This is a genomic window from Pseudomonas sp. KCJK8993, from assembly GCF_046230915.1.
Lineage (GTDB): Bacteria > Pseudomonadota > Gammaproteobacteria > Pseudomonadales > Pseudomonadaceae > Aquipseudomonas > Aquipseudomonas piscis.
Window position 1 is genome coordinate 1 of record NZ_JBJJLO010000124.1, and the last position, 18950, is coordinate 18950.

Sequence of the window (18950 nt, forward strand, 5' to 3'; positions counted from 1 at the left end):
CTGGGGCCAGCGGTTACGCCAAGGGCGGACGTACCAGCTGGGTGCGTTTGGTAGCCGCTGCCGAGCCTGCGAGGCTGCGTACGGGCGCGCAGCGGCCGCAGGAGCGGTCGGCGCGGTGGATCAGCTGCGCAGTTCCTCGCGGTCGCGGAACTGTTCCAGGGCCTCGGGGTTGGCCAGGGCGTCGGTGTTCTTCACCGGCAGGCCGTGGACCACGTTGCGCACCGCGAGCTCGACGATCTTGCCGCTGATGGTCCGGGGGATGTCGGTCACCGCAAGGATCCTGGCCGGCACGTGGCGTGGCGTGGTGTTGCTGCGGATCACCTGGCGGATGCGCTCGCGCAGGGCGTCGTCCAGCGCCACGCCCTCCTGCAGGCGCACGAACAGCACCACCCGCACGTCCTGCTCCCAGCTCTGGCCGATGGCCAGGCTCTCCACCACTTGCTCGAGCTTCTCCACCTGGCGGTAGATCTCCGCGGTGCCGATGCGCACGCCGCCGGGGTTGAGCACCGCGTCGGAACGACCATGGATCAGCCAGCCGCCATCGGCCAGTTGCTCGGCGTAGTCGCCCTGGGCCCAGACCCCGGGAAACAGCTTGAAGTAAGAGTCGCGCAGCCGGCTCTGGTCCGGGTCGTTCCACAACCCCACCGGAATGCTCGGAAAGTGCCGGGTGCAGACCAGTTCGCCTTTCTCGCCGAGCACCGGCTGGCCCTGGTCGTTCCAGACTTCGATGGCCATGCCCAGGCCCTTGCCCTGCATTTCGCCACGGCGTACCGGCTGCACCGGGTTGCCGGCGACGAAGCAGGCGACGATATCGGTGCCGCCGGACATCGAGGCCAGGCACAGGTCGGCCTTGATCTCTCGATATACGTAGTCGTAGCTCTGGGGCGACAGCGGCGAGCCGGTGCACAGCAGGGTCTTGAGGCTGTCCAGGCGATGGCTCAGGCGTGGCCGGCTGCCGGCTTTCTCCAGGGCGGCCAGGTACTTGGGGCTGGTGCCGAAGGCATCGATCGCCTCGCTGTCGATCAGGTCCACCAAACGCTCGTTATGGGGGTGGAACGGCGAGCCGTCGTAGAGCACCAGGCTGGCGCCGGTGGCCAGGGTCGAGACCAGCCAGTTCCACATCATCCAGCCGCAGGTGGTGTAGTAGAACAGCCGCTGGCCGGGGCCGAGATCGGCGTGCAGGCCGTGCTCCTTGAGGTGCTGCAACAGCACCCCGCCGGTGCCGTGGACGATGCACTTGGGCACCCCGGTGGTGCCGCTGGAGTAGAGGATGTACAGCGGGTGGGCGAAGGGCACCGCGACGAACACGGGGTCGCCGCCGCTCCGGTAGAAGTCCTGCCACAGGCTGACCCGGGCCTGGGTCCGGTAGTCCTCGGCACGGGCCTGGGGGCGGGTGCCGGGCACGATCAGCAGTTGCTCCAGGGAGGGCAGGCGCTGGAGGATCTGGTCGATCTTTTCACCCTGGTCCACCTCCTTGCCGGCGTAGCGGTAGCCGGCACAGGTGATCAGCACCTTGGGCTCGATCTGGCCGAAACGGTCGATCACGCCCTGGGTGCCGAAGTCCGGCGAGCAACTGGACCACACCGCGCCCAGGCTGGTGGTGGCGAGCATGCCCACCAGGGTCTGCCAGGTATTGGGCATGCAGGCCGCCACCCGGTCGCCCAGGCCGACCCCGATGGCCCGCAGGCTGGCTTGCAGGCCGGCGACCTGGGCCGCCAGCTCGGCATAGGTCAGTTGCTGGCGCTGGCCGTCTTCGGCGATCGCCACCACCGCCACACTGTCGTCGCGGCGCTTGAGCAGGTGTTCGGCGAAGTTCAGGGTGGCCCCGGGAAACCACTGGGCGCTGGGCATCTGCGGCCCTTCGCGCAATACGCACTCGGCGCCTTGGTGGAAGCTGACCTCGAAGAAGTCGACGATGGCCTGCCAGAAGGCTTCGCGCTGGTCGATGCTCCACTGGTGCAGGCCGGGGTAGTCGCCGATGTCCAGGCCGTGGCGCTGGTTGATGAAGCGGCGGAAGGCGTCGATGCGCGTCTTGCCGATGCGCTCGGCGCTGGGTTGCCAGAGTATGTCGGACATGCAAGGGCTCTCTTGTTGTTCTTCTGATCTGCTGTTGCTTGCGGCTCACCGCTTACAGCTTGCCGCTACCGTTATTGCGCCAGCCAGCCGCCATCGATGTTCCAGGCCGCGCCGCGGACCTGGGCTCCGGCATCACTGCACAAAAATAGCACCAGCTCGCCCAGCTGCGCCGGGGTGACGAACTCCAGGGAGGGTTGTTTTTCCGCCAGCAGGTCATGGCGCGCCTGTTGCGGATCGATGCCGCTGGCCGCGCGGTCGTCGATCTGCTTCTGCACCAGCGGGGTCAGCACCCAGCCCGGGCAGATGGCGTTGCAGGTGACGTTGCTGGTGGCGGTCTCCAGGCCCACCACCTTGGTCAGGCCGATCACCCCATGCTTGGCCGCGACATAGGCGGCCTTGCCCACCGAACCCACCTGGCCATGCACCGAGGCGACGTTGACGATCCGCCCCCAACCCTTGGCGCGCATGCCCGCCAGCCCCAGGCGGGTGCTGTGGAACACCGCCGACAGGTTGATGGCGATGATCGCGTCCCAGCGTTCCACCGGGAACGCCTCGACGGTGGCCACGTGCTGGATGCCGGCGTTGTTCACCAGGATGTCGACGCCACCGAATTCGCGTTCGGCATAGGCGAACATCTCGGCGATCTGCGCCGGGTCGCTGACGTCCGCCGGATGATGGCCAACCTTGACGCCGTGCTGCCGGACCTCGGAGATGGCTTGGGAGGCGTCGCCGAAGCCATTGAGGATCAGGTTGGCCCCGGCCCGGGCCAGGACCTGGGCGATCCCCAGGCCGATACCGCTGGTGGAGCCGGTGACCAGGGCGGTCTTGCCAGAAAGAGTGGTCATGAATACCTCACACGATGCCAGTGGCGTAGAAAGTGGCGATGACGACGAAGACCGCCAGGGTCTTGATCAGGGTAATGCAGAAAATGTCCTTGTAGGCCTCGCGGTGGGTCAACCCGGTGACCGCCAGCAGGGTGATCACCGCGCCGTTGTGGGGCAGGGTGTCCATGCCGCCGCTGGCCATGGCGGCCACCCGGTGCAGCACGTCCAGGGGAATGTTGGCGGCGTGGGCGGCGCTGATGAAGGTCTCGGACATGGCCGCCAGGGCGATGCTCATGCCGCCCGAGGCAGAGCCGGTGATGCCGGCCAGCAGGGTCACGGTGATGGCCTCGTTGACCAGCGGGTTGGGGATGCCCTTGAGCCAGTCGGCCAACACCAGGAACCCCGGGAGGGAGGCGATCACCGCGCCGAAGCCATACTCCGAGGCGGTGTTCATGGCCGCCAGCAAGGCGCCGCCGACCGCGCTCTTGCTGCCTTCGGCGAGCTTGCTGCGAATGGCGCCGAAGCCACATGCCAGCACCATCAGGATGCCCACCAGCAAGGCGGCCTGCACCGCCCAGATGGCGGTGAGCTTGGCGATCTCGGTGGTCACCGGCGCCGCCATGCCCGGCAGGGCCAGGCTGTGGGTCTTGCCATACCACTGCGGGATCCAGTGGGTGAACAGCAGGTTCATGACCCCCACCAGCAGCAGCGGCGACAGGGCTACCCAGGGGTTGGGCAGCTTGAGGTCGGCGGCGGTTTCCGGCTCGTTGCGCAGGTCGCTGCCGTAGCCTTCGCCGGCCTTTTGCGCCTTGCTGCGCTGGCGCTGGAGGAACAGCATGCCGGCGCAGAACACGAACAGGGTGCCGATCAGCCCCAGCCAGGGCGCGGCCCAGGCGGTGGTGTTGAAGAAGGTGCTGGGGATGATGTTCTGGATCTGCGGGGTGCCGGGCAGGGCGTCCATGGTGAAGGAGAACGCGCCCAGGGCGATGGTCGCCGGGATCAGGCGCTTGGGAATGTCGCTCTGGCGGAACATTTCGGCGGCGAACGGGTAGACCGCGAACACCACCACGAACAACGACACGCCGCCGTAGGTCAAGAGGGCGCAGACCAGCACGATCACCAGCATCGCCTGGCGGGTGCCCAGCAGGCGGATGGCGGCGGCGACGATGGAGCGGGAGAACCCGGACAACTCGATCAGCTTGCCGAACACCGCGCCCAGCAGGAACACCGGGAAGTACAGCTTGATGAAACCCACCATCTTTTCCATGAACACCCCGGTGAAGGCCGGGGCCACGGCGGACGGGTCGGTGAGCAGGACGGCGCCGAGGGCGGCGATGGGGGCAAACAGGATGACGCTGTAGCCTCGGTAGGCGGCCAGCATCAGCAGCGCCAGGGCTGCCAGGGCAATGATCACACTCATGGTGTGTCTCTCCAGGATTGTTCTTGTTGTGGGTACTGCGTGTGGAGAGGGCTATAGCGAGTTTTGTGCCATTTTCATAACTTATTGAAATATATGGATTTTTTATGTTTCTTAGGGGGTGGTAGGGAATTTTGTCTCTGTTTTGAGACTTTTGCCGATTATTGGGGCGTTTTCGCGGGCAAACCTCGCTCCTACAGGAGCCACGCATGCTTCTGTAGGAGCGGCCAGTCGACGCTCGATTGCCGGCGATCAGCGCAAGGTAGTGGTTCTTTCTCCAAATGGAGATGAATGTCTCTTTATAGAGACTCTTCGATGCCCAGTGCGGCCATTTTCTTGTACAGGGTCGAGCGACCCAGGCCGAGGCGCCGGGCCGCTTCGTCCACCTTGCCAGCGCATTGGCCCAGGGTGGAACTGATCAATTGCCGGTCGAAACGTGCCCGGGCCTGGGCGAAGGTTTCTGGTTGCTGCGCTGTGCTGGACATGGGTACTTCGCTGCGCGGCAGCGGACTGAAGTTGCCGATGGCCGCGCGGATATCCCCGGCGCCGAGCAGCAGGTCGTCGCTGAGCAGGGCGGCCCGTTCCAGTACGTTGCGCAGTTCGCGGATGTTCCCTGGCCAGGCGTGCTGGCCCAGCAGCGCCAGGGCCTCGGGTGTCAGTTCGTGCTGGCTGCGCAGTTCTTCGAGGATGCCTTCGCTCAGCGCCGGCAGGTCGTCCAGGCGCTCGCGCAGGGCCGGCACCTGGATCGGCAGCACATTGAGGCGGTAATACAGGTCGGCGCGGAACTCGCCGCGCTTGATCGCCGCCTCCAGGTCGGTGGAGGTGGCGGCGATGATCCGCACATCGCTGTGGATCACCTCGTTGGAGCCCACCGGCTCGAACTCCTTTTCCTGCAGCACCCGCAGCAGCTTGCTCTGCAGGGGCAGCGGCATGTCGCCGATTTCGTCGAGGAACAGGCTGCCGCCCTGGGCGATCTGCAGCTTGCCGGCGCGGCCCTTGCGGTCGGCGCCGGTGAAGGCGCCGGGGGCGGTGCCGAAGAACTCCGCTTCCAGCAGGGCTTCGGGAATCGCCGCGCTGTTGATGCTGACGAAGGGCTTGTGCGCCCGTGGCGAGGCGGCGTGGATGGCCTGGGCCAGCAGTTCCTTGCCGGTGCCGGTCTCGCCTTGCAGCAACACCGGCGACTCGGTGCTGGCGCCGCGCCGGGCCCGGCGCTTGACCTCCAGGCTGGCGCTGCTGGTGCCGATGAAATGGGCGAAGTTGTACTTGGTCTGCCGGGCCCGCAGCAGCGAGCGGGTGGAGGCCAGTTCTTCCTGCATGCTCAGGTAGCGCTTGAGCATCGGCGAGAGGCTGCGCAACTCGTCGTACAGGGCAAAACCGATGGCGCCGATCACCAGGCCCGCGGCGTCATGGATCGGCAGGCGCATCACCACCAGCGGTTCCTTGGGGGTGTCCTGCATGTCCAGCAGGATCGGCCGGCCGGTGCGCACCACTTCACGCAACAGGCTGCCGGGGATCACGCTCTCGCAGGGCTTGCCGATGGCGAACGCCGCCGACTCCAGGCCGAAGCGCCGGGCATAGCGCTCGTTCATCCAGACGATATTGGCGTCGCGGTCGACGATCACCGTGCCTTCGCTGGATTGCTCGATGATCTCGAACAGCGAGCGGATCGCCAGTTGGCGCACGCGCTGGTAGTCCTTGAGGTTTTCGCTGTCGTTCATGGGCTGGGGTCCTGGGGCTGGCGGCGCCGATTATGCAGGGAATCCCCGCGCCCACGCGACCATCACTGCCGACGCCCACCCTGTAGAAGCGAGGCTTGCCCGCGATAGGCCTTACGCGGTGCACCTGCAAGACCGCGGCGCTTGGATCGCGGGCAAGCCTCGCTCCTACAAAGGGGTTAGCCGGGTCAGGCCGGTTGGGCGGCGGCCAGCAGTTCCCGGGTGTAGGGGTGCTGCGGGGCTTCGAATACCTGGTGGCTGGCGCCGCTTTCCACTACCTGGCCGTCCTTGATCACGATCATGTCGTGGGCCAGGGCGCGGACCACCGCCAGGTCGTGGCTGATGAACAGGTAGGTCAGGCCGTATTTCTCCTGGAGCTGGCGCAACAGGGTCACCACTTGTTTCTGCACCGTGCGATCCAGGGCCGAAGTGGGTTCGTCCAGCAGGATCAGCGCCGGCTTGAGCACCAGGGCCCGGGCGATGGCGATGCGCTGGCGCTGGCCGCCGGAGAACTCGTGGGGGTAGCGGTGGCGGCTGTCCGGGTCGAGGCCGACTTCCTCCAGGGCGCGAATTACCTGTTCCTCGCACTGGCGGGCGTCGTACTGGCCATGCACCTCCAGGCCTTCGCTGATGATCTGCGCCACCGACATGCGCGGGCTGAGGCTGCCGAAGGGGTCTTGGAACACCACCTGCATCTGCTTGCGCCAGGGCCGCAGTTGTTTCTGGTTGAGGCCGTCCAGCGCCTGGCCCTGGAAGCGGATGCCGCCCTGGGAGTCCAGCAGCCGCAAGATCGCCTGGCCCAAGGTCGACTTGCCCGAGCCGGATTCGCCGACGATGCCCAGGGTCTTGCCCTGATGCACGCGCAGGCTGATGCCGTCCACCGCCCGCAGGTACTGCTTGCGGCGCAGCAGGCCGCCGCCGACCTGGAACTCGACGCGGAGGTTGTCCACCTCCAGCACGGTGTCGCGGGCGTCGCGGCACAGTGGCAGGCCCTCGGGTTCGGCGTGCAGCAGCTCGCAGCTATAGGGGTGCCGTGGAGCGTTGAACAGGGTGTCGCAGTCGGCCTGCTCGACGATTTCCCCGGCCTTCATCACGCACACGCGCTGGGCGATGCGCCGCACCAGGTTGAGGTCGTGGCTGATCAGCAGCAGCGACATGCCCAGGCGTTGCTGCAGGGATTTGAGCAATAGCAGGATCTTGCGCTGCACGGTGACGTCCAGGGCGGTGGTGGGTTCGTCGGCGATCAGCAACTCCGGTTCGCAGGCCAGGGCCATGGCGATCATCACCCGTTGGCGTTGGCCGCCGGACAACTGGTGCGGGTAGGCCTTGAGCCGTTCCCGGGGGTTCTGGATGCCCACCAGCTCCAGCAGTTCGAGGATGCGCGCCTGGGCCGCCTTGCCGCCCAGGCCGCGGTGCAGCAGCAGGGTTTCGCCGATCTGCTTCTCGATGCTGTGCAGCGGGTTCAGCGAGGTCATGGGTTCCTGGAAGATCATGGCGATGCGGTTGCCCCGCAGCTTTTGCAGGGTGGCGCTGTCGGCGCCGATCAGCTCCTGGCCGCGGTAGCGCACGCTGCCGCTACTGCTGCAGCCGGTCTGGGGCAGCAGTTGCAGGATCGAGTGGGCCGTCACCGATTTGCCGGAGCCGGACTCGCCCACTAGCGCCAGGCACTCGCCGGGACGGATGTCCAGGCACAGGTCGCGGACCGCCGGGCGGCCGCCGAAGGCCACGTTGAGCTGGCGGATTTCGATCAGGTTTTCAGTCATTTCTACAGTCCGCTTCAAGATCGGGGATCAAGATCGTGGATCAAAGGCATCGCGCAGCGCCTCGCCGATGAACACCAGCAGCGAGAGGATCAGCGCCAGGGCGAAGAACGCCGTCAGCCCCAGCCATGGCGCCTGCAGGTTCTGCTTGCCCTGGCCGATCAACTCGCCCAGGGAGGCGCTGCCGGCGGGCATGCCGAAACCGAGGAAGTCCAGGGCGGTCAGGGTCGAGATGGCGCCGGTGAGAATGAACGGCAGGTAGCTCAGGGTGGCGTTCATGGCGTTGGGCAGGATGTGCCGCAGGATCACCTTGCGATCGCCCAGGCCCAGGGCCCTGGCGGCCTTGACGTACTCCAGGTTGCGCCCGCGCAGGAATTCGGCGCGGACCACGTCCACCAGGGCCAGCCAGGAGAACAGCGCCATGATCCCCAGCAGCCACCAGAAGTTCGGTTCGACGAACCCCGAGAGGATGATCAAGAGGTACAGCACCGGCAGCCCCGACCAGACTTCCAGCAGGCGCTGGCCCAAGAGGTCGACCCAGCCGCCGTAGTAGCCTTGCAGTGCGCCGGCGGCAATGCCGACCAGGGCGCTGATGGCGGTCAGGGCCAGGGCGAACAGGATCGACACCCGGGCGCCGTAGATCACCCGCGCGAGGACGTCCCGGGCCTGGTCGTCGGTGCCCAGCCAGTTGGTCGCCGTGGGCGGGCTGGGGGCCGGCCGGGTCAGGTCGTAGTTGGGCGTGTCTTCGCTGAAGGGAACGGGGGGAAACAGCAGCCAGCCGCCGTCCTTGCGGATCAGCTGCTGCACGTAGTCGCTGCGGTAGTCGGCCTGGAACGGCAGCTGGCCGCCGAACTCCTGCTCGGTGTAGCGCTTGAACACCGGGAAGTACAGCGAACCCTGGTAGCTCAGCACCAGCGGCTTGTCGTTGGCGATCAGCTCGCCGCCCAGGGTCAGGACGAACAGGCCGATGAACAGCCACAGCGACCACCAGCCCCGGCGGTTCTGCTTGAAACGGTCCAGGCGCCGACGCGCCAGTGGGGAGAGCTTGAGCATCAGGCGTTCCTCGCGGCGAAGTCGATGCGCGGGTCGACCAGGGTGTAGCACAGGTCGCCGATGAGTTTTATCAAGAGCCCGAACAGGGTGAAGATGAACAGCGAGCCGAACACCACCGGATAGTCCCGGGAGACCGCGGCTTCATAGCTCATGCGCCCCAGGCCATCGAGGGAGAAGATCACCTCGATCAGCAACGAGCCGGCGAAGAACACGTTGATGAAGGCTTGGGGAATGCCCGAGACCACCAGCAGCATGGCGTTGCGAAACACATGGCCGTACAGCACCCGGCGTTCGCTGAGGCCCTTGGCCCGGGCGGTGACCACGTACTGGCGGGTGATTTCGTTGAGGAAGCTGTTCTTGGTGAGGATGGTCAGGGTGGCGAAGCCGCCGATTACCAGGGAGCTGACCGGCAGCACCAGGTGCCAGAAGTAGTCGGCGATCTTGCCCAGGGTGCTCAGCTGGTCGAAGTCGTCCGAGACCAGGCCGCGCACCGGGAACCAGTTCAGCGAGGTGCCACCGGCGAACAGCACGATCAGGAACATGGCGAACAGGAAGGCCGGCATGGCGTAGCCGATGATGATCGCGGTGCTGCTCCAGACATCGAAGTGGCTGCCATGGCGCACCGCCTTGCGAATCCCCAGGGGGATCGACACCAGGTAGGTGATCAGGGTCGCCCACAGCCCCAGGGAAATGGTCACCGGCATCTTTTCCAGGATCAGGTCGGTGACCGTGGCACCACGAAAGAAGCTCTTGCCGAAGTCCAGTTGGGCGTAGTTCTTGAGCATCAGCCACAGGCGTTCATGGGCCGGCTTGTCGAAACCGTACTGTTTCTCGATGTCCTGGATCAGCTTGGGGTCCAGGCCGCGGCTGGCGCGCGAGCCGCCACTGCTCATGGCGTCGGCGGAGCCACCGACACCGCCGCCGCCAATGCCCTGCAAGCGGGCGATGGCCTGTCCCACCGGGCCGCCGGGAGCGGCCTAGACGATGACGAAGATCACCAGAAGGATGATCAGCCGGGTCGGGATGATCAGCAGCAAGCGCCGCAGGATGTAGGCCGGCATCAGGGGCGTCCTCCGGGTTGGCCACGGCGCGCGAGTTCGGCGGCCATCTGGTCATTGGTCAGCGGGGTGGGGCTGACTTCCCACCAGGTTTCAATGGCTTCGTCGTTGCTGGCCGGCACCTTGGGCCTGCCGAAACGGTTCCACCAGACGGTGGAGGTGCCGGGTGGGTAGTAGTTGGCGATCCAGTAGTAGTTCCATTGCAGCACCCGGTCCAGGGCATGGGCGTAGCGCAGCATTTGCGGCTGGCTGGTGGCCTTGACCAGGCCGTTGACCAGGGTGTCCACCGCCGGGTTCTTGAGCACCATGAGGTTGTTCGAGCCCGGGTCGTTGGCCGCGGCCGAACCGAAGTAGTTGTACAGCTCCAGCCCGGGCGAGGTGGTCACCGGGTAGCCGGTGACGATCATGTCGTAGTCGCGGGCCATCAGCCGGTTGACGTACTGCGCGGAATCGATGCGGCGGATGTTCAGGGTGATGCCGATCTGGGCCAGGTTGCGCTTGTAGGGCAGCAACAGGCGCTCGATGGAGCCCTGGGTGATCAGGAAGGTGAACGCCAGGGGCTCGCCCTGGGCATTGACCAGCTTGTCGCCCTCGGGCTTCCAGCCTGCCTGTTCCAGCAGGGCCAGGGCCTGCAATTGTTTGTCGCGCAGTACGCCGCTGCCATCGGTCTTCGGCGCTTCGAACACCTGGGTGAAGACCTCGTCGGGAATCTGCCCGCGCAATGGCTCGAGGATCTTCAGCTCCTCGGCGTCCGGCAGGCTGCGAGCCGCCAGCGGGGTGTTGGAGAAGAAACTCTGCTGGCGGATGTACAGGTTGCGCATCATCTGCCGGTTGCTCCACTCGAAGTCCCAGAGCATGGCCAGGGCCTGGCGGGTGCGGCGGTCCTGGAACACCGGGCGGTCGAGGTTGAACACATAGCCCTGGGCCGGTTGCGGTGCGGCCTGGGCCAGGTGGGCCTTCTGCAGGCGCCCGTCGTTCAGGGCCGGGCTGTCGTAGCCGATGGAGTAGCCGGTGGCGGAGAACTCGCGGTTGTAGTCGTAGGCCCCGCCGCGCAGCACCTGGCGGGCAACGTCGATGTCGCCGAAGTACTCGACGCTGAAATGATCGAAGTTGTACAGGCCACGGCTGACCGGCAGGTCCTTGCCCCACCAGTCGGGGTTGCGGATGAAGGTGATGCTGTTGCCCGAGTCCACTTTGCCCACGCGGTAGGGGCCGCTGCCCAGGGGTGCTTCATAGCCGCCACCGCCGGCGAAGTCGCGACTCTTCCACCAGTGTTCGGGGAACACCGGCAGGGTCGCGATATCCAGGGGCAGGGTACGGTTCTCGTTGTTCTTGAAGTCGAAGCGGATCACCCGTGGCGACTCCACGGTGACGCCGCTGACATCGGCGAACTGGGTGCGATAACGCATGCTGCCCTGGGTCATCAGCAGGTCGTAGCTGTAGCGCACGTCTTCGGCAGTGATGGGGGTGTCGTCGGCGAAGCGCGCCTTGGGGTTGAGGTAGAAACGCAGCCACAGGCCGTCTTCGCCGCGCTCCATCTTCTCGGCCACCAGGCCGTAGACGGTATAGGGTTCGTCCAGGGAGCGCTGGGCCAGGGGGGCATACACCAGGCCATCAAGCTGGGACACGCCGATGCCCTTGTCGATATAGGGCAGCACATGGTCGAAGCGGCCGATCTCGATGGCCGAGCGGCGCAGGGTCCCGCCTTTGGGGGCCTGGGGGTCGACGTAGTCGAAGTGGCTGAAACCCTGGGAATATTTGGCCGGTTCGCCATAGACGGTCATGGCGTGCTGGGGAGCGGCCTGGGCACTGGCGGCGCCCAGCAACAGGGTGGTGAGCAGTACGGAAGGGAAAAGCAGTCGCATTGTCAGCCTTGCAAGCCGGGTGATCGATGACCACGATTTGTACGCGAGCCGCGCGTGACTGGCCAGCCGCACCCGTTGTCGCGCATCTTGGGGCATAAAGGCAACGGCCCACCGAGTGGCGGGCCGTTGGGGCTGGCGTGATCGCCGGGCGATCAGTCCTGGCGGCTGGTGACTTCCAGCAGGTGATAACCGAACTGGGTCTTCACCGGGCCCTGGACCACGTTGATCGGGGCGCTGAACACCACGGTATCGAACTCCTTGACCATCTGGCCCGGGCCGAAGGAACCCAGGTTGCCGCCGTCACGGCTGGAAGGGCAGGTGGAGTGCTGCTTCGCTACGTCGGCGAAATCGGCGCCGGCTTCGATTTCGGCTTTGAGTTCGTTGCACTTGGCTTCGCTGGCAACCAGGATGTGACGGGCAGTGGCTTTGGCCATGGGAATCGCTCCTTTGAAGAAAGTGCAGAGACTACCGGATTCAGGTGGCCATTTCTTGTCAAAGTTCCTTCAAGCCGTTACCGCCACGACTGCCGGCGTGGCGGTAACGGCCGATGCTCAGGCGCTGGCTGCCAGTGCCCGCAGTCGCTGGGCGGTGTTGCCCAGCAGGTGCTCTGTGGTGTCCCAGCCCAGGCAGCCGTCGGTGATCGAGACGCCGTAGCGCAGGTTGCCGCTCAGCGGTTGGCAGCCTTCGAACAGATGGCTTTCGAGCATCACCCCCATCAGCGAGGCGTCGCCTTGCAGGCGCTGCTCCAGCACTTCGTTGAACACTGCCGGCTGGCGGGCCGGGTCCTTGCCACTGTTGGCGTGGCTGCAATCGACCATGATCCGTGCCGGGATCTTCAGCTTGTGCAGGTCGCGCTGGACCTGGGCCACGCTCTGGCGGTCGTAGTTCGGCCCTCGGTGGCCGCCGCGCAGCACCAGGTGGGTGTCGGGATTGCCCGCGGTCTGGATGATCGCCGGATGGCCCTGGCTGTCGACGCCGAAATGGCGGTGCGGATGGGCCGCCGAGCGCATGGCGTCGCAGGCGATGGCGACGCCACCGTCGGTGCCGTTCTTGAAGCCCACCGGCATCTCCAGGCCACTGGCCATTTCCCGGTGGATCTGCGATTCGGTGGTGCGCGCGCCGATGGCGACCCAGCTCAAGAGGTCGTCGAAGTAGCCGGCGGCCATGGGTTGCAGCAACTCCGTGGCGATCGGCAGGCCCAGGCGCAACATCTCGCGCATCAGTTCCCGGGACAGGGCCAGGCCACCGGCCATGTCATCGCTGCCGTCCAGGTGCGGGTCGTAGGCCAGGCCTTTCCAGCCGACGGTGGTGCGGGGTTTTTCCACGTAGGCGCGCATCACCAGGAGCATTTGGTCGCTCACTTGCGCGGACAGCCTTGCCAGATTGGCGGCATATTCCAGGGCCGATTGCGGATCGTGGATGGAGCAGGGGCCGACCACTACCAGAAGGCGTGGGTCCTGGCCTTGGAGGATGGCGCGAATGGCTTGGCGATGGGTGGCGACTTGCTGGCTCAGGGCCGTGGATAGCGGCAGGTGCTGCTTGAGTTCCAGGGAGCTGGGCAGGCGCTGGCTCAGGGGTTCGTTGGCGCTGGCTTGAGCGGACAGGGACAGAGCGGATACGGACGAATTCATGTGCGGTCTTCCTGGGCGGGCGGCGGGCGATGTCCCGCGCGCGGCCCTACTGGGGTGTTCGACAATTGGCCGTACTGGCCATGAGTGTGCAATTGCCACCGGTAGGTGACCGATCGGAGGCGGCAGGCTGTCCCGAGCGGAGGCTGCTAAATCGCCAGGTGGAAAACATGTCGTAACGGTAATAGGTGGCGTAGTTCATGGTGCAATCCTCGGTCAGTTCGGTGTGTCGCAAAAATCGTGGTTGAAAATCCAAGTCCCGGAAAAACAAAACCCCCGGTCGGGAGGCCGACCGGGGGTAGAGATTTCTCTGGTGGGCGACCCGTTTTTATGGGCGCCGGTTGGGTATCAGGCGCGCCAGTGGCTAAACCAATACCCAAAATAAAAGCTCGCCGCCGCGCTGCCAGTGACCCAGGCAGCCGCAACCGAGCGCAGGGCGCGGATGGTGTGGCGATGCAGGGAAAGGGTCTGGAGCAGCATGGGGTTTCTCCGTGAAGTGCAGCGAGCTTACTAGAGGCCGGGGCGGCGATTCAATCAGTAATTTCCATGGCGCAGGGGGCCCCGCGACTATGGGTTAGTCCAATGGGGATTGTGTGCGACACTCGCGGCGCCTGCCTGGCTATCTCCATCGCTGCCTAAAAAGGACCGCCCATGACCTTGTTGACCCTTGCTGCCGCCCAATCGGTGTCCATTGCTGGCGACCTGCCGGCCAATCTCGCCGGACACCAGCGCTTGATGCGGCTGGCGGCGGAGCAGGGCGTGCAGTTGCTGGTGTTTCCCGAGTTGTCGCTGACCGGCTACGAGCCACAATTGGCGGCCGAGCTGGCCTTGGCTCCGGATTCTCCGGTATTGCACCCCCTGCGCGACCTGGCTCGGGAGCTGCAGGTGACTACGGTGGTGGGGTTGCCGATTCGCCTGGTCGATGACGGGCCGGTGTTGATCGGTGCGCTGGTGCTGGGGGCCGATGGTTCGCTGGCGGTCTATAGCAAGCAGCATCTGCATCCCGGAGAGGAGCGCGTTTTTGCCGCAGGCAGTGGCGGCGCTCCCTTGGTATTTGCCGAGCACCAGGTTGCCCTGGCGGTTTGTGCGGACTTCAGCCATGCCAGCCATGTGCAGGCGGCTGCGCAGGCCGGGGCCGATGTCTATGCCGCCGGCGTGCTGGTCAGCGAGGGTGGGTATGCCGTCGACAGCACGCTGTTGCAAGGGTATGCCGGCAAGCATGGGTTGCTGGTATTGATGGCCAATCATGGCGGACCCAGTGGCGGCTGGACCTGCGCCGGGCGCAGTACGGCCTGGGGCCCCGGGGGAGAATTGCTGGCAGCGGTGGACGGTATCGGTGAGGCGTTGCTGTTGGTTCGAGGCGGTGCCGGGCAGTGGCAGGCCCAAGTGCTGCTGGTTCGATGAGCGGCTTCGAACTGCGCCCTGCCCGGGAGACCGACCTGGCCTTCGCCCGGGAGCTGACCTGCTGCGGCATGCTGCGCTACTACATCCGTCATGACCTGCTGTGGCTCGATGAGGCCTTCGACGTGGCCTGGGCCGGCCGCGAGAACCTGCTGATCTGCCAGGGGGCTCAAGTGCTGGGTTTCGTCAGCCTGAGCCGCGACCAGCGGGCGCTCTACGTCCGAGAGCTGCATGTGCTACCGGCCTGGCGCGGGCAGGGCGCGGGGAGCTGGACCTTGCAGCAGGTGTTCGAGATGGCGCGAAAGGAGCGTCGGGGCTTGTTGCGCTTGACGGTATTCAAGGACAACCCGGCACAACGCTTGTACGAGCGGATGGGTTTACAGGTGGTGGGAGCCGATGATTGCTTCTGGCGCATGGAGCGCTCCACCGCTGCGGTCAGCGCTGTGCCAGGCAGGAATGAATAAGGGTCGGGGCAGATAGGTCAGCCCAGTGCCGGATCCACTGCCGGAACTTCGTCGAGGATGATGCCGTCCTTCATGCCCAATAGCACCGCGACCTTGTGGGCTTCCCCTCGCTTGCCTTTCTTGCGGCCGGCCAATACCTGATAGGTGGTGGCTGGATCGACTCCATGTTCGCGCGCGAACTGTTGAACCGATTTTCCTTGGTGTTCCAGCCAGGCCTTGGCTTGTGCGGCAGTGCGTATACCGGGCATAGTTCAAAACCGTTCAATTTTGTTCAAAGCTTGAAGAGTATGACACCCCTTGGGGTGTATCTGATGGGATCATACATCCAAATGAGTGGAATCGGTTCGCGGTTGAGGCAGGAGCGGGAGCGCCTTGGACTGTCGCAAAAAGTTTTTGGTGAAATCGGCGGGGTGGAAGCCAACGCCCAGGGTAAATACGAAAGTGGTGATCGTGCGCCCAAGGCTGACTATCTATCGCGGGTAGCAGCCAGGGGAGTGGATGTGCTGTATGTGCTGACCGGTAGCCGAACGCCGGTCCAGGCCGGCAGGTTGAGCCGGACCGAGGAAAAGGTGCTTGACTGCTTTCGGGCGCTGTTCAAAGGCGATCAGGAGGCAATCTGCCGCTTGAGCGTCACCCTGGCCGAGTTGTCTCAGAGCCAGGGCTCCAGGAAAAAGCCCCAGCCCGCCGAGCCCTGAGGCCCGCGCCTGTCGTAGAGGCAGGCCGGGCGTACGCTGTTATCGCGACGGATGTGTTTTTAATAGCGCATGTGATTAGGTTTGTACGGCGCTTTTTTGCTAAGGTGTCGGGCAACCTGTAAAGACCATTTCGCGAGGTGTCTGCTTGATTAGGGTGCTAGTAGTCGATGACCACGATCTCGTTCGTACGGGCATTACACGAATGCTGGCTGACATCGATGGCCTGCAAGTAGTCGGGCAGGCGGAGTCGGGAGAGGAATCCCTGCTCAAGGCGCGGGAATTGAAACCCGACGTAGTCCTGATGGACGTCAAGATGCCAGGGATCGGTGGGCTTGAAGCCACGCGCAAGTTGCTGCGCAGTCATCCGGACATCAAGGTCGTGGCCGTGACGGTCTGCGAGGAAGATCCATTCCCTACCCGATTGCTGCAAGCGGGAGCGGCGGGTTACCTGACCAAGGGCGCGGGGCTCAACGAAATGGTCCAGGCCATTCGGCTGGTCTTCGCCGGCCAGCGCTACATCAGCCCGCAAATCGCCCAGCAGTTGGTCTTCAAGTCGTTCCAACCTTCCAGTGAATCGCCATTCGATGCGCTGTCGGAACGGGAAATCCAGATTGCCCTGATGATCGTCGGTTGCCAGAAGGTACAGATCATCTCCGACAAGCTGTGCCTGTCGCCGAAAACCGTGAACACCTACCGTTATCGGATTTTCGAGAAACTCTCGATCAGCAGCGATGTGGAGTTGACGCTGCTTGCGGTTCGCCACGGCATGGTCGATGCCAGCCTCTGAAAAATGACCGACCTGTTTGATGCCAGCGCCTTTCTTTCTACCTGCAGTGGCCGCCCCGGTGTGTATCGCATGTTCGACAGCGATGCGCGCCTGCTCTACGTCGGTAAAGCCAAGAACCTGAAGAACCGCCTGTCCAGCTACTTCCGCAAGACCGGCCAGGCGCCGAAGACCGCCGCCCTGGTGGCGCGTATCGCCCAGATCGAGACCACCATCACCGCCAACGAGACCGAGGCGCTGCTGCTGGAGCAGACCCTGATCAAGGAGTGGCGGCCGCCTTACAACATCCTCCTGCGCGACGACAAGTCCTATCCCTATGTCTTTCTCTCCGACGGCGCCTTTCCGCGCTTCAGCATCCATCGCGGGGCGAAGAAGCAGAAGGGCAAGTATTTCGGGCCTTATCCCAGCGCCGGCGCCATCCGTGAAAGCCTGAGCCTGTTGCAGAAGACCTTCCTGGTCCGCCAGTGCGAGGACAGCTACTACAAGAACCGTACGCGGCCTTGCCTGCAATACCAGATCAAGCGCTGCAAGGGGCCGTGCGTCGGCCTGGTGGAGCCCGAGGTCTATGCCGAGGACGTGCGCCATTCAGTGATGTTCCTCGAGGGGCGCAGCAATGCCCTGACCGACGAGTTGTCCGGTGCCATGGAAGCCGCCGCCAGCACCCTGGACTTCGAGAAGGCCGCCGAACTGCGCGATCAGATCGGTCTGCTGCGTCGGGTCCAGGACCAGCAGAGCATGGAAGGCGGTACCGGCGATGTCGACGTGCTGGCGGCTTTCGTCAACCCGGGCGGGGCTTGCGTGCACCTGATCAGCGTGCGTGGCGGGCGAGTGCTGGGCAGCAAGAACTTCTTCCCCCAGGTGGGCATCGAGGAAGACGTGGCGGAAGTCATGCTGGCGTTCCTGGGACAATATTTCGTCAGCAGTCCTGAGCGCGACCTGCCGTCCGAGTTGATCGTCAATGTGACCCATGAAGACTTCCCGACCCTGATCGCCGCCATCGATGAGTTGCGCGGTCGCGAACTGACCATCAGCCACAGGGTGCGTGGCACCCGGGCGCGCTGGCAGCAACTGGCGGTGACCAATGCCGAACAGGCCCTGGGCGCGCGCCTGGCCAACCGTCAGCATGTGGCCGCGCGTTTCGAGGCCCTGGCCGAAGTGCTGAGCCTGGACGAGCCGCCGCAGCGCCTGGAGTGCTACGACATCAGCCATTCCAGCGGCGAGGCCACCGTCGCCTCCTGCGTGGTGTTCGGGCCCGAGGGGCCGCTGAAGTCCGACTATCGCCGCTACAACATCGAGGGCGTCACTGCAGGTGACGACTACGCGGCCATGCACCAGGCCCTGACCCGACGCTTCAGCAAGCTCAAGGACGGCGAGGGCAAGCTGCCGGACATCCTCCTGGTGGACGGCGGCAAGGGGCAGATGGCCATGGCCCGTGATGTGCTCAACGAACTGGCGGTGCCGGACCTGATCCTGCTTGGTGTGGCCAAGGGCACGACTCGCAAGGCCGGTTTCGAAACGCTATACCTCAATGACGCGGCCCACGAGTTCACCCTCAAGGGGGATTCGCCGGCGCTGCACCTGATCCAGCAGATCCGCGACGAAGCCCACCGCTTTGCCATCACCGGCCATCGCGCCCGTCGCGGCAAGGCGCGACGTACCTCGACCCTGGAAGGGGTGGCGGGGGTCGGTCCGACACGCCGGCGCGACCTGCTCAAGCATTTTGGCGGATTGCAGGAATTGTCCCGGGCCAGCATCGACGAGATCGCCAAGGCACCGGGAATCAGTAAAAAGCTCGCAGAGTTGATTTATGCAAACCTGCACAGCGAGTAGAATGCCCAATCACCTCGTAGCCAGTTGTGCCGATGAATATCCCTAATCTGATCACCGTTCTACGCGTCCTGCTCATCCCGATCTTCATATTGCTGTTCTATATGCCTTATAGCTGGAGCTATATGGCAGCCAGTTCAGTCTTTGCCTTCGCGGCCGCTACCGATTGGCTGGACGGCTACCTGGCGCGACGCCTGCAGCAGAGCACGCCGTTCGGTGCGTTCCTCGACCCAGTGGCCGACAAGCTGATGGTGGCGGTGGCCTTGGTGCTGCTGGTGCAGGAACACGCCAACCTGTGGTTGACCCTGCCGGCGGCCGTGATCATCGGGCGCGAGATCGTGGTCTCGGCCCTGCGCGAATGGATGGCCGAACTCGGCGCCCGC

General features: G+C 64.9%; 17 protein-coding genes and 1 pseudogene. 6 read left to right on the forward strand and 12 right to left on the reverse strand.

The window, feature by feature from the left end; translation table 11 throughout:
* Window positions 1–120 precede the first annotated feature (120 nt).
* The 11 genes and pseudogenes from ACK6AU_RS27260 to ACK6AU_RS27310 form a co-directional block, all read right to left on the reverse strand.
* Window positions 121–2076 (reverse strand): acetoacetate--CoA ligase, encoded by a 1956-nt coding sequence (locus tag ACK6AU_RS27260; protein ID WP_409302589.1) that lies wholly within the window; start codon window positions 2074–2076, stop codon window positions 121–123.
* A 71-nt stretch (window positions 2077–2147) separates the two neighbouring features.
* Entirely contained in the window at window positions 2148–2921 is a 774-nt protein-coding gene (gene hbdH / locus ACK6AU_RS27265; protein ID WP_185701184.1) for a 3-hydroxybutyrate dehydrogenase, read from the reverse strand.
* 7 nt (window positions 2922–2928) lie between these two features.
* Entirely contained in the window at window positions 2929–4320 is a 1392-nt protein-coding gene (locus tag ACK6AU_RS27270) for a GntP family permease (protein WP_409302591.1), read from the reverse strand.
* Window positions 4321–4616: 296 nt separating this feature from the next.
* Window positions 4617–6035 (reverse strand): sigma-54 interaction domain-containing protein, encoded by a 1419-nt coding sequence (locus ACK6AU_RS27275; protein ID WP_409302593.1) that lies wholly within the window; start codon window positions 6033–6035, stop codon window positions 4617–4619.
* A gap of 185 nt (window positions 6036–6220) precedes the next feature.
* A complete protein-coding gene (locus tag ACK6AU_RS27280) occupies window positions 6221–7795 on the reverse strand; it encodes an ABC transporter ATP-binding protein (protein ID WP_409302595.1) in 1575 nt (524 codons plus the stop codon).
* 27 nt (window positions 7796–7822) lie between these two features.
* Window positions 7823–8845, reverse strand: a complete 1023-nt coding sequence (locus ACK6AU_RS27285) for an ABC transporter permease (RefSeq protein WP_409302597.1) — start codon at window positions 8843–8845, stop codon at window positions 7823–7825.
* A pseudogene (locus ACK6AU_RS27290) lies at window positions 8845–9906 on the reverse strand (microcin C ABC transporter permease YejB). The gene ACK6AU_RS27285 and the pseudogene ACK6AU_RS27290 overlap by 1 nt, the downstream one beginning before the upstream one ends.
* Window positions 9906–11768, reverse strand: a complete 1863-nt coding sequence (locus tag ACK6AU_RS27295; protein ID WP_185701189.1) for an extracellular solute-binding protein — start codon at window positions 11766–11768, stop codon at window positions 9906–9908. Before ACK6AU_RS27295 ends, ACK6AU_RS27290 begins: the two are co-directional and overlap by 1 nt.
* A gap of 152 nt (window positions 11769–11920) precedes the next feature.
* A complete protein-coding gene (locus tag ACK6AU_RS27300; protein WP_185701190.1) occupies window positions 11921–12202 on the reverse strand; it encodes a peptidylprolyl isomerase in 282 nt (93 codons plus the stop codon).
* Window positions 12203–12319: 117 nt separating this feature from the next.
* Complete coding sequence (locus tag ACK6AU_RS27305; protein ID WP_409302600.1) at window positions 12320–13399, reverse strand: 3-deoxy-7-phosphoheptulonate synthase; 1080 nt, start codon at window positions 13397–13399, stop codon at window positions 12320–12322.
* Window positions 13400–13744: 345 nt separating this feature from the next.
* Window positions 13745–13876 carry a hypothetical protein gene (locus tag ACK6AU_RS27310; protein ID WP_260498082.1) on the reverse strand — a complete coding sequence of 44 codons (132 nt, stop codon included), beginning with the start codon at window positions 13874–13876 and terminating at the stop codon, window positions 13745–13747.
* A gap of 171 nt (window positions 13877–14047) precedes the next feature.
* On the opposite strand from ACK6AU_RS27310, the gene ACK6AU_RS27315 reads away from it, so the two are divergent.
* Entirely contained in the window at window positions 14048–14800 is a 753-nt protein-coding gene (locus ACK6AU_RS27315; protein ID WP_409302602.1) for a carbon-nitrogen hydrolase family protein, read from the forward strand.
* Window positions 14797–15261 (forward strand): GNAT family N-acetyltransferase, encoded by a 465-nt coding sequence (locus tag ACK6AU_RS27320; protein WP_409302604.1) that lies wholly within the window; start codon window positions 14797–14799, stop codon window positions 15259–15261. The genes ACK6AU_RS27315 and ACK6AU_RS27320 overlap by 4 nt, the downstream gene beginning before the upstream one ends.
* Window positions 15262–15278: 17 nt before the next feature.
* On the opposite strand, the gene ACK6AU_RS27325 is transcribed toward ACK6AU_RS27320, so the two are convergent.
* The gene (locus ACK6AU_RS27325; RefSeq protein WP_185701194.1) at window positions 15279–15509 is read right to left on the reverse strand and encodes a DNA-binding protein; all 231 of its coding nucleotides are present in this window, start codon (window positions 15507–15509) and stop codon (window positions 15279–15281) included.
* An 81-nt stretch (window positions 15510–15590) separates the two neighbouring features.
* On the opposite strand from ACK6AU_RS27325, the gene ACK6AU_RS27330 reads away from it, so the two are divergent.
* The 4 genes from ACK6AU_RS27330 to pgsA form a co-directional block, all read left to right on the forward strand.
* Entirely contained in the window at window positions 15591–15956 is a 366-nt protein-coding gene (locus ACK6AU_RS27330; protein WP_185701199.1) for a helix-turn-helix domain-containing protein, read from the forward strand.
* A 145-nt stretch (window positions 15957–16101) separates the two neighbouring features.
* A complete protein-coding gene (gene uvrY, locus ACK6AU_RS27335) occupies window positions 16102–16743 on the forward strand; it encodes a UvrY/SirA/GacA family response regulator transcription factor (protein ID WP_031320037.1) in 642 nt (213 codons plus the stop codon).
* Between the two features lie 3 nt (window positions 16744–16746).
* Window positions 16747–18570 carry an excinuclease ABC subunit UvrC gene (gene uvrC, locus ACK6AU_RS27340; protein WP_185701195.1) on the forward strand — a complete coding sequence of 608 codons (1824 nt, stop codon included), beginning with the start codon at window positions 16747–16749 and terminating at the stop codon, window positions 18568–18570.
* 32 nt (window positions 18571–18602) lie between these two features.
* Window positions 18603–18950, forward strand: a 348-nt coding sequence (pgsA, locus tag ACK6AU_RS27345; protein WP_409302608.1) for a CDP-diacylglycerol--glycerol-3-phosphate 3-phosphatidyltransferase, incomplete at its 3' end; no start/stop codon positions are given.

Coding starts and splice junctions, on each gene's coding strand:
- ACK6AU_RS27325 (WP_185701194.1), bottom strand. CDS start 15,509: ATGCCCGGTATACGCACTGCCGCACAAGCCAAGGCCTGGCTGGAACAC.
- ACK6AU_RS27275 (WP_409302593.1), bottom strand. CDS start 6,035: ATGAACGACAGCGAAAACCTCAAGGACTACCAGCGCGTGCGCCAACTG.
- ACK6AU_RS27285 (WP_409302597.1), bottom strand. CDS start 8,845: ATGCTCAAGCTCTCCCCACTGGCGCGTCGGCGCCTGGACCGTTTCAAG.
- ACK6AU_RS27270 (WP_409302591.1), bottom strand. CDS start 4,320: ATGAGTGTGATCATTGCCCTGGCAGCCCTGGCGCTGCTGATGCTGGCC.
- ACK6AU_RS27295 (WP_185701189.1), bottom strand. CDS start 11,768: ATGCGACTGCTTTTCCCTTCCGTACTGCTCACCACCCTGTTGCTGGGC.
- ACK6AU_RS27305 (WP_409302600.1), bottom strand. CDS start 13,399: ATGAATTCGTCCGTATCCGCTCTGTCCCTGTCCGCTCAAGCCAGCGCC.
- ACK6AU_RS27300 (WP_185701190.1), bottom strand. CDS start 12,202: ATGGCCAAAGCCACTGCCCGTCACATCCTGGTTGCCAGCGAAGCCAAG.
- ACK6AU_RS27310 (WP_260498082.1), bottom strand. CDS start 13,876: ATGCTGCTCCAGACCCTTTCCCTGCATCGCCACACCATCCGCGCCCTG.
- ACK6AU_RS27280 (WP_409302595.1), bottom strand. CDS start 7,795: ATGACTGAAAACCTGATCGAAATCCGCCAGCTCAACGTGGCCTTCGGC.
- uvrC (WP_185701195.1), top strand. CDS start 16,747: ATGACCGACCTGTTTGATGCCAGCGCCTTTCTTTCTACCTGCAGTGGC.
- hbdH (WP_185701184.1), bottom strand. CDS start 2,921: ATGACCACTCTTTCTGGCAAGACCGCCCTGGTCACCGGCTCCACCAGC.
- ACK6AU_RS27315 (WP_409302602.1), top strand. CDS start 14,048: ATGACCTTGTTGACCCTTGCTGCCGCCCAATCGGTGTCCATTGCTGGC.
- ACK6AU_RS27320 (WP_409302604.1), top strand. CDS start 14,797: ATGAGCGGCTTCGAACTGCGCCCTGCCCGGGAGACCGACCTGGCCTTC.
- ACK6AU_RS27260 (WP_409302589.1), bottom strand. CDS start 2,076: ATGTCCGACATACTCTGGCAACCCAGCGCCGAGCGCATCGGCAAGACG.
- ACK6AU_RS27330 (WP_185701199.1), top strand. CDS start 15,591: ATGAGTGGAATCGGTTCGCGGTTGAGGCAGGAGCGGGAGCGCCTTGGA.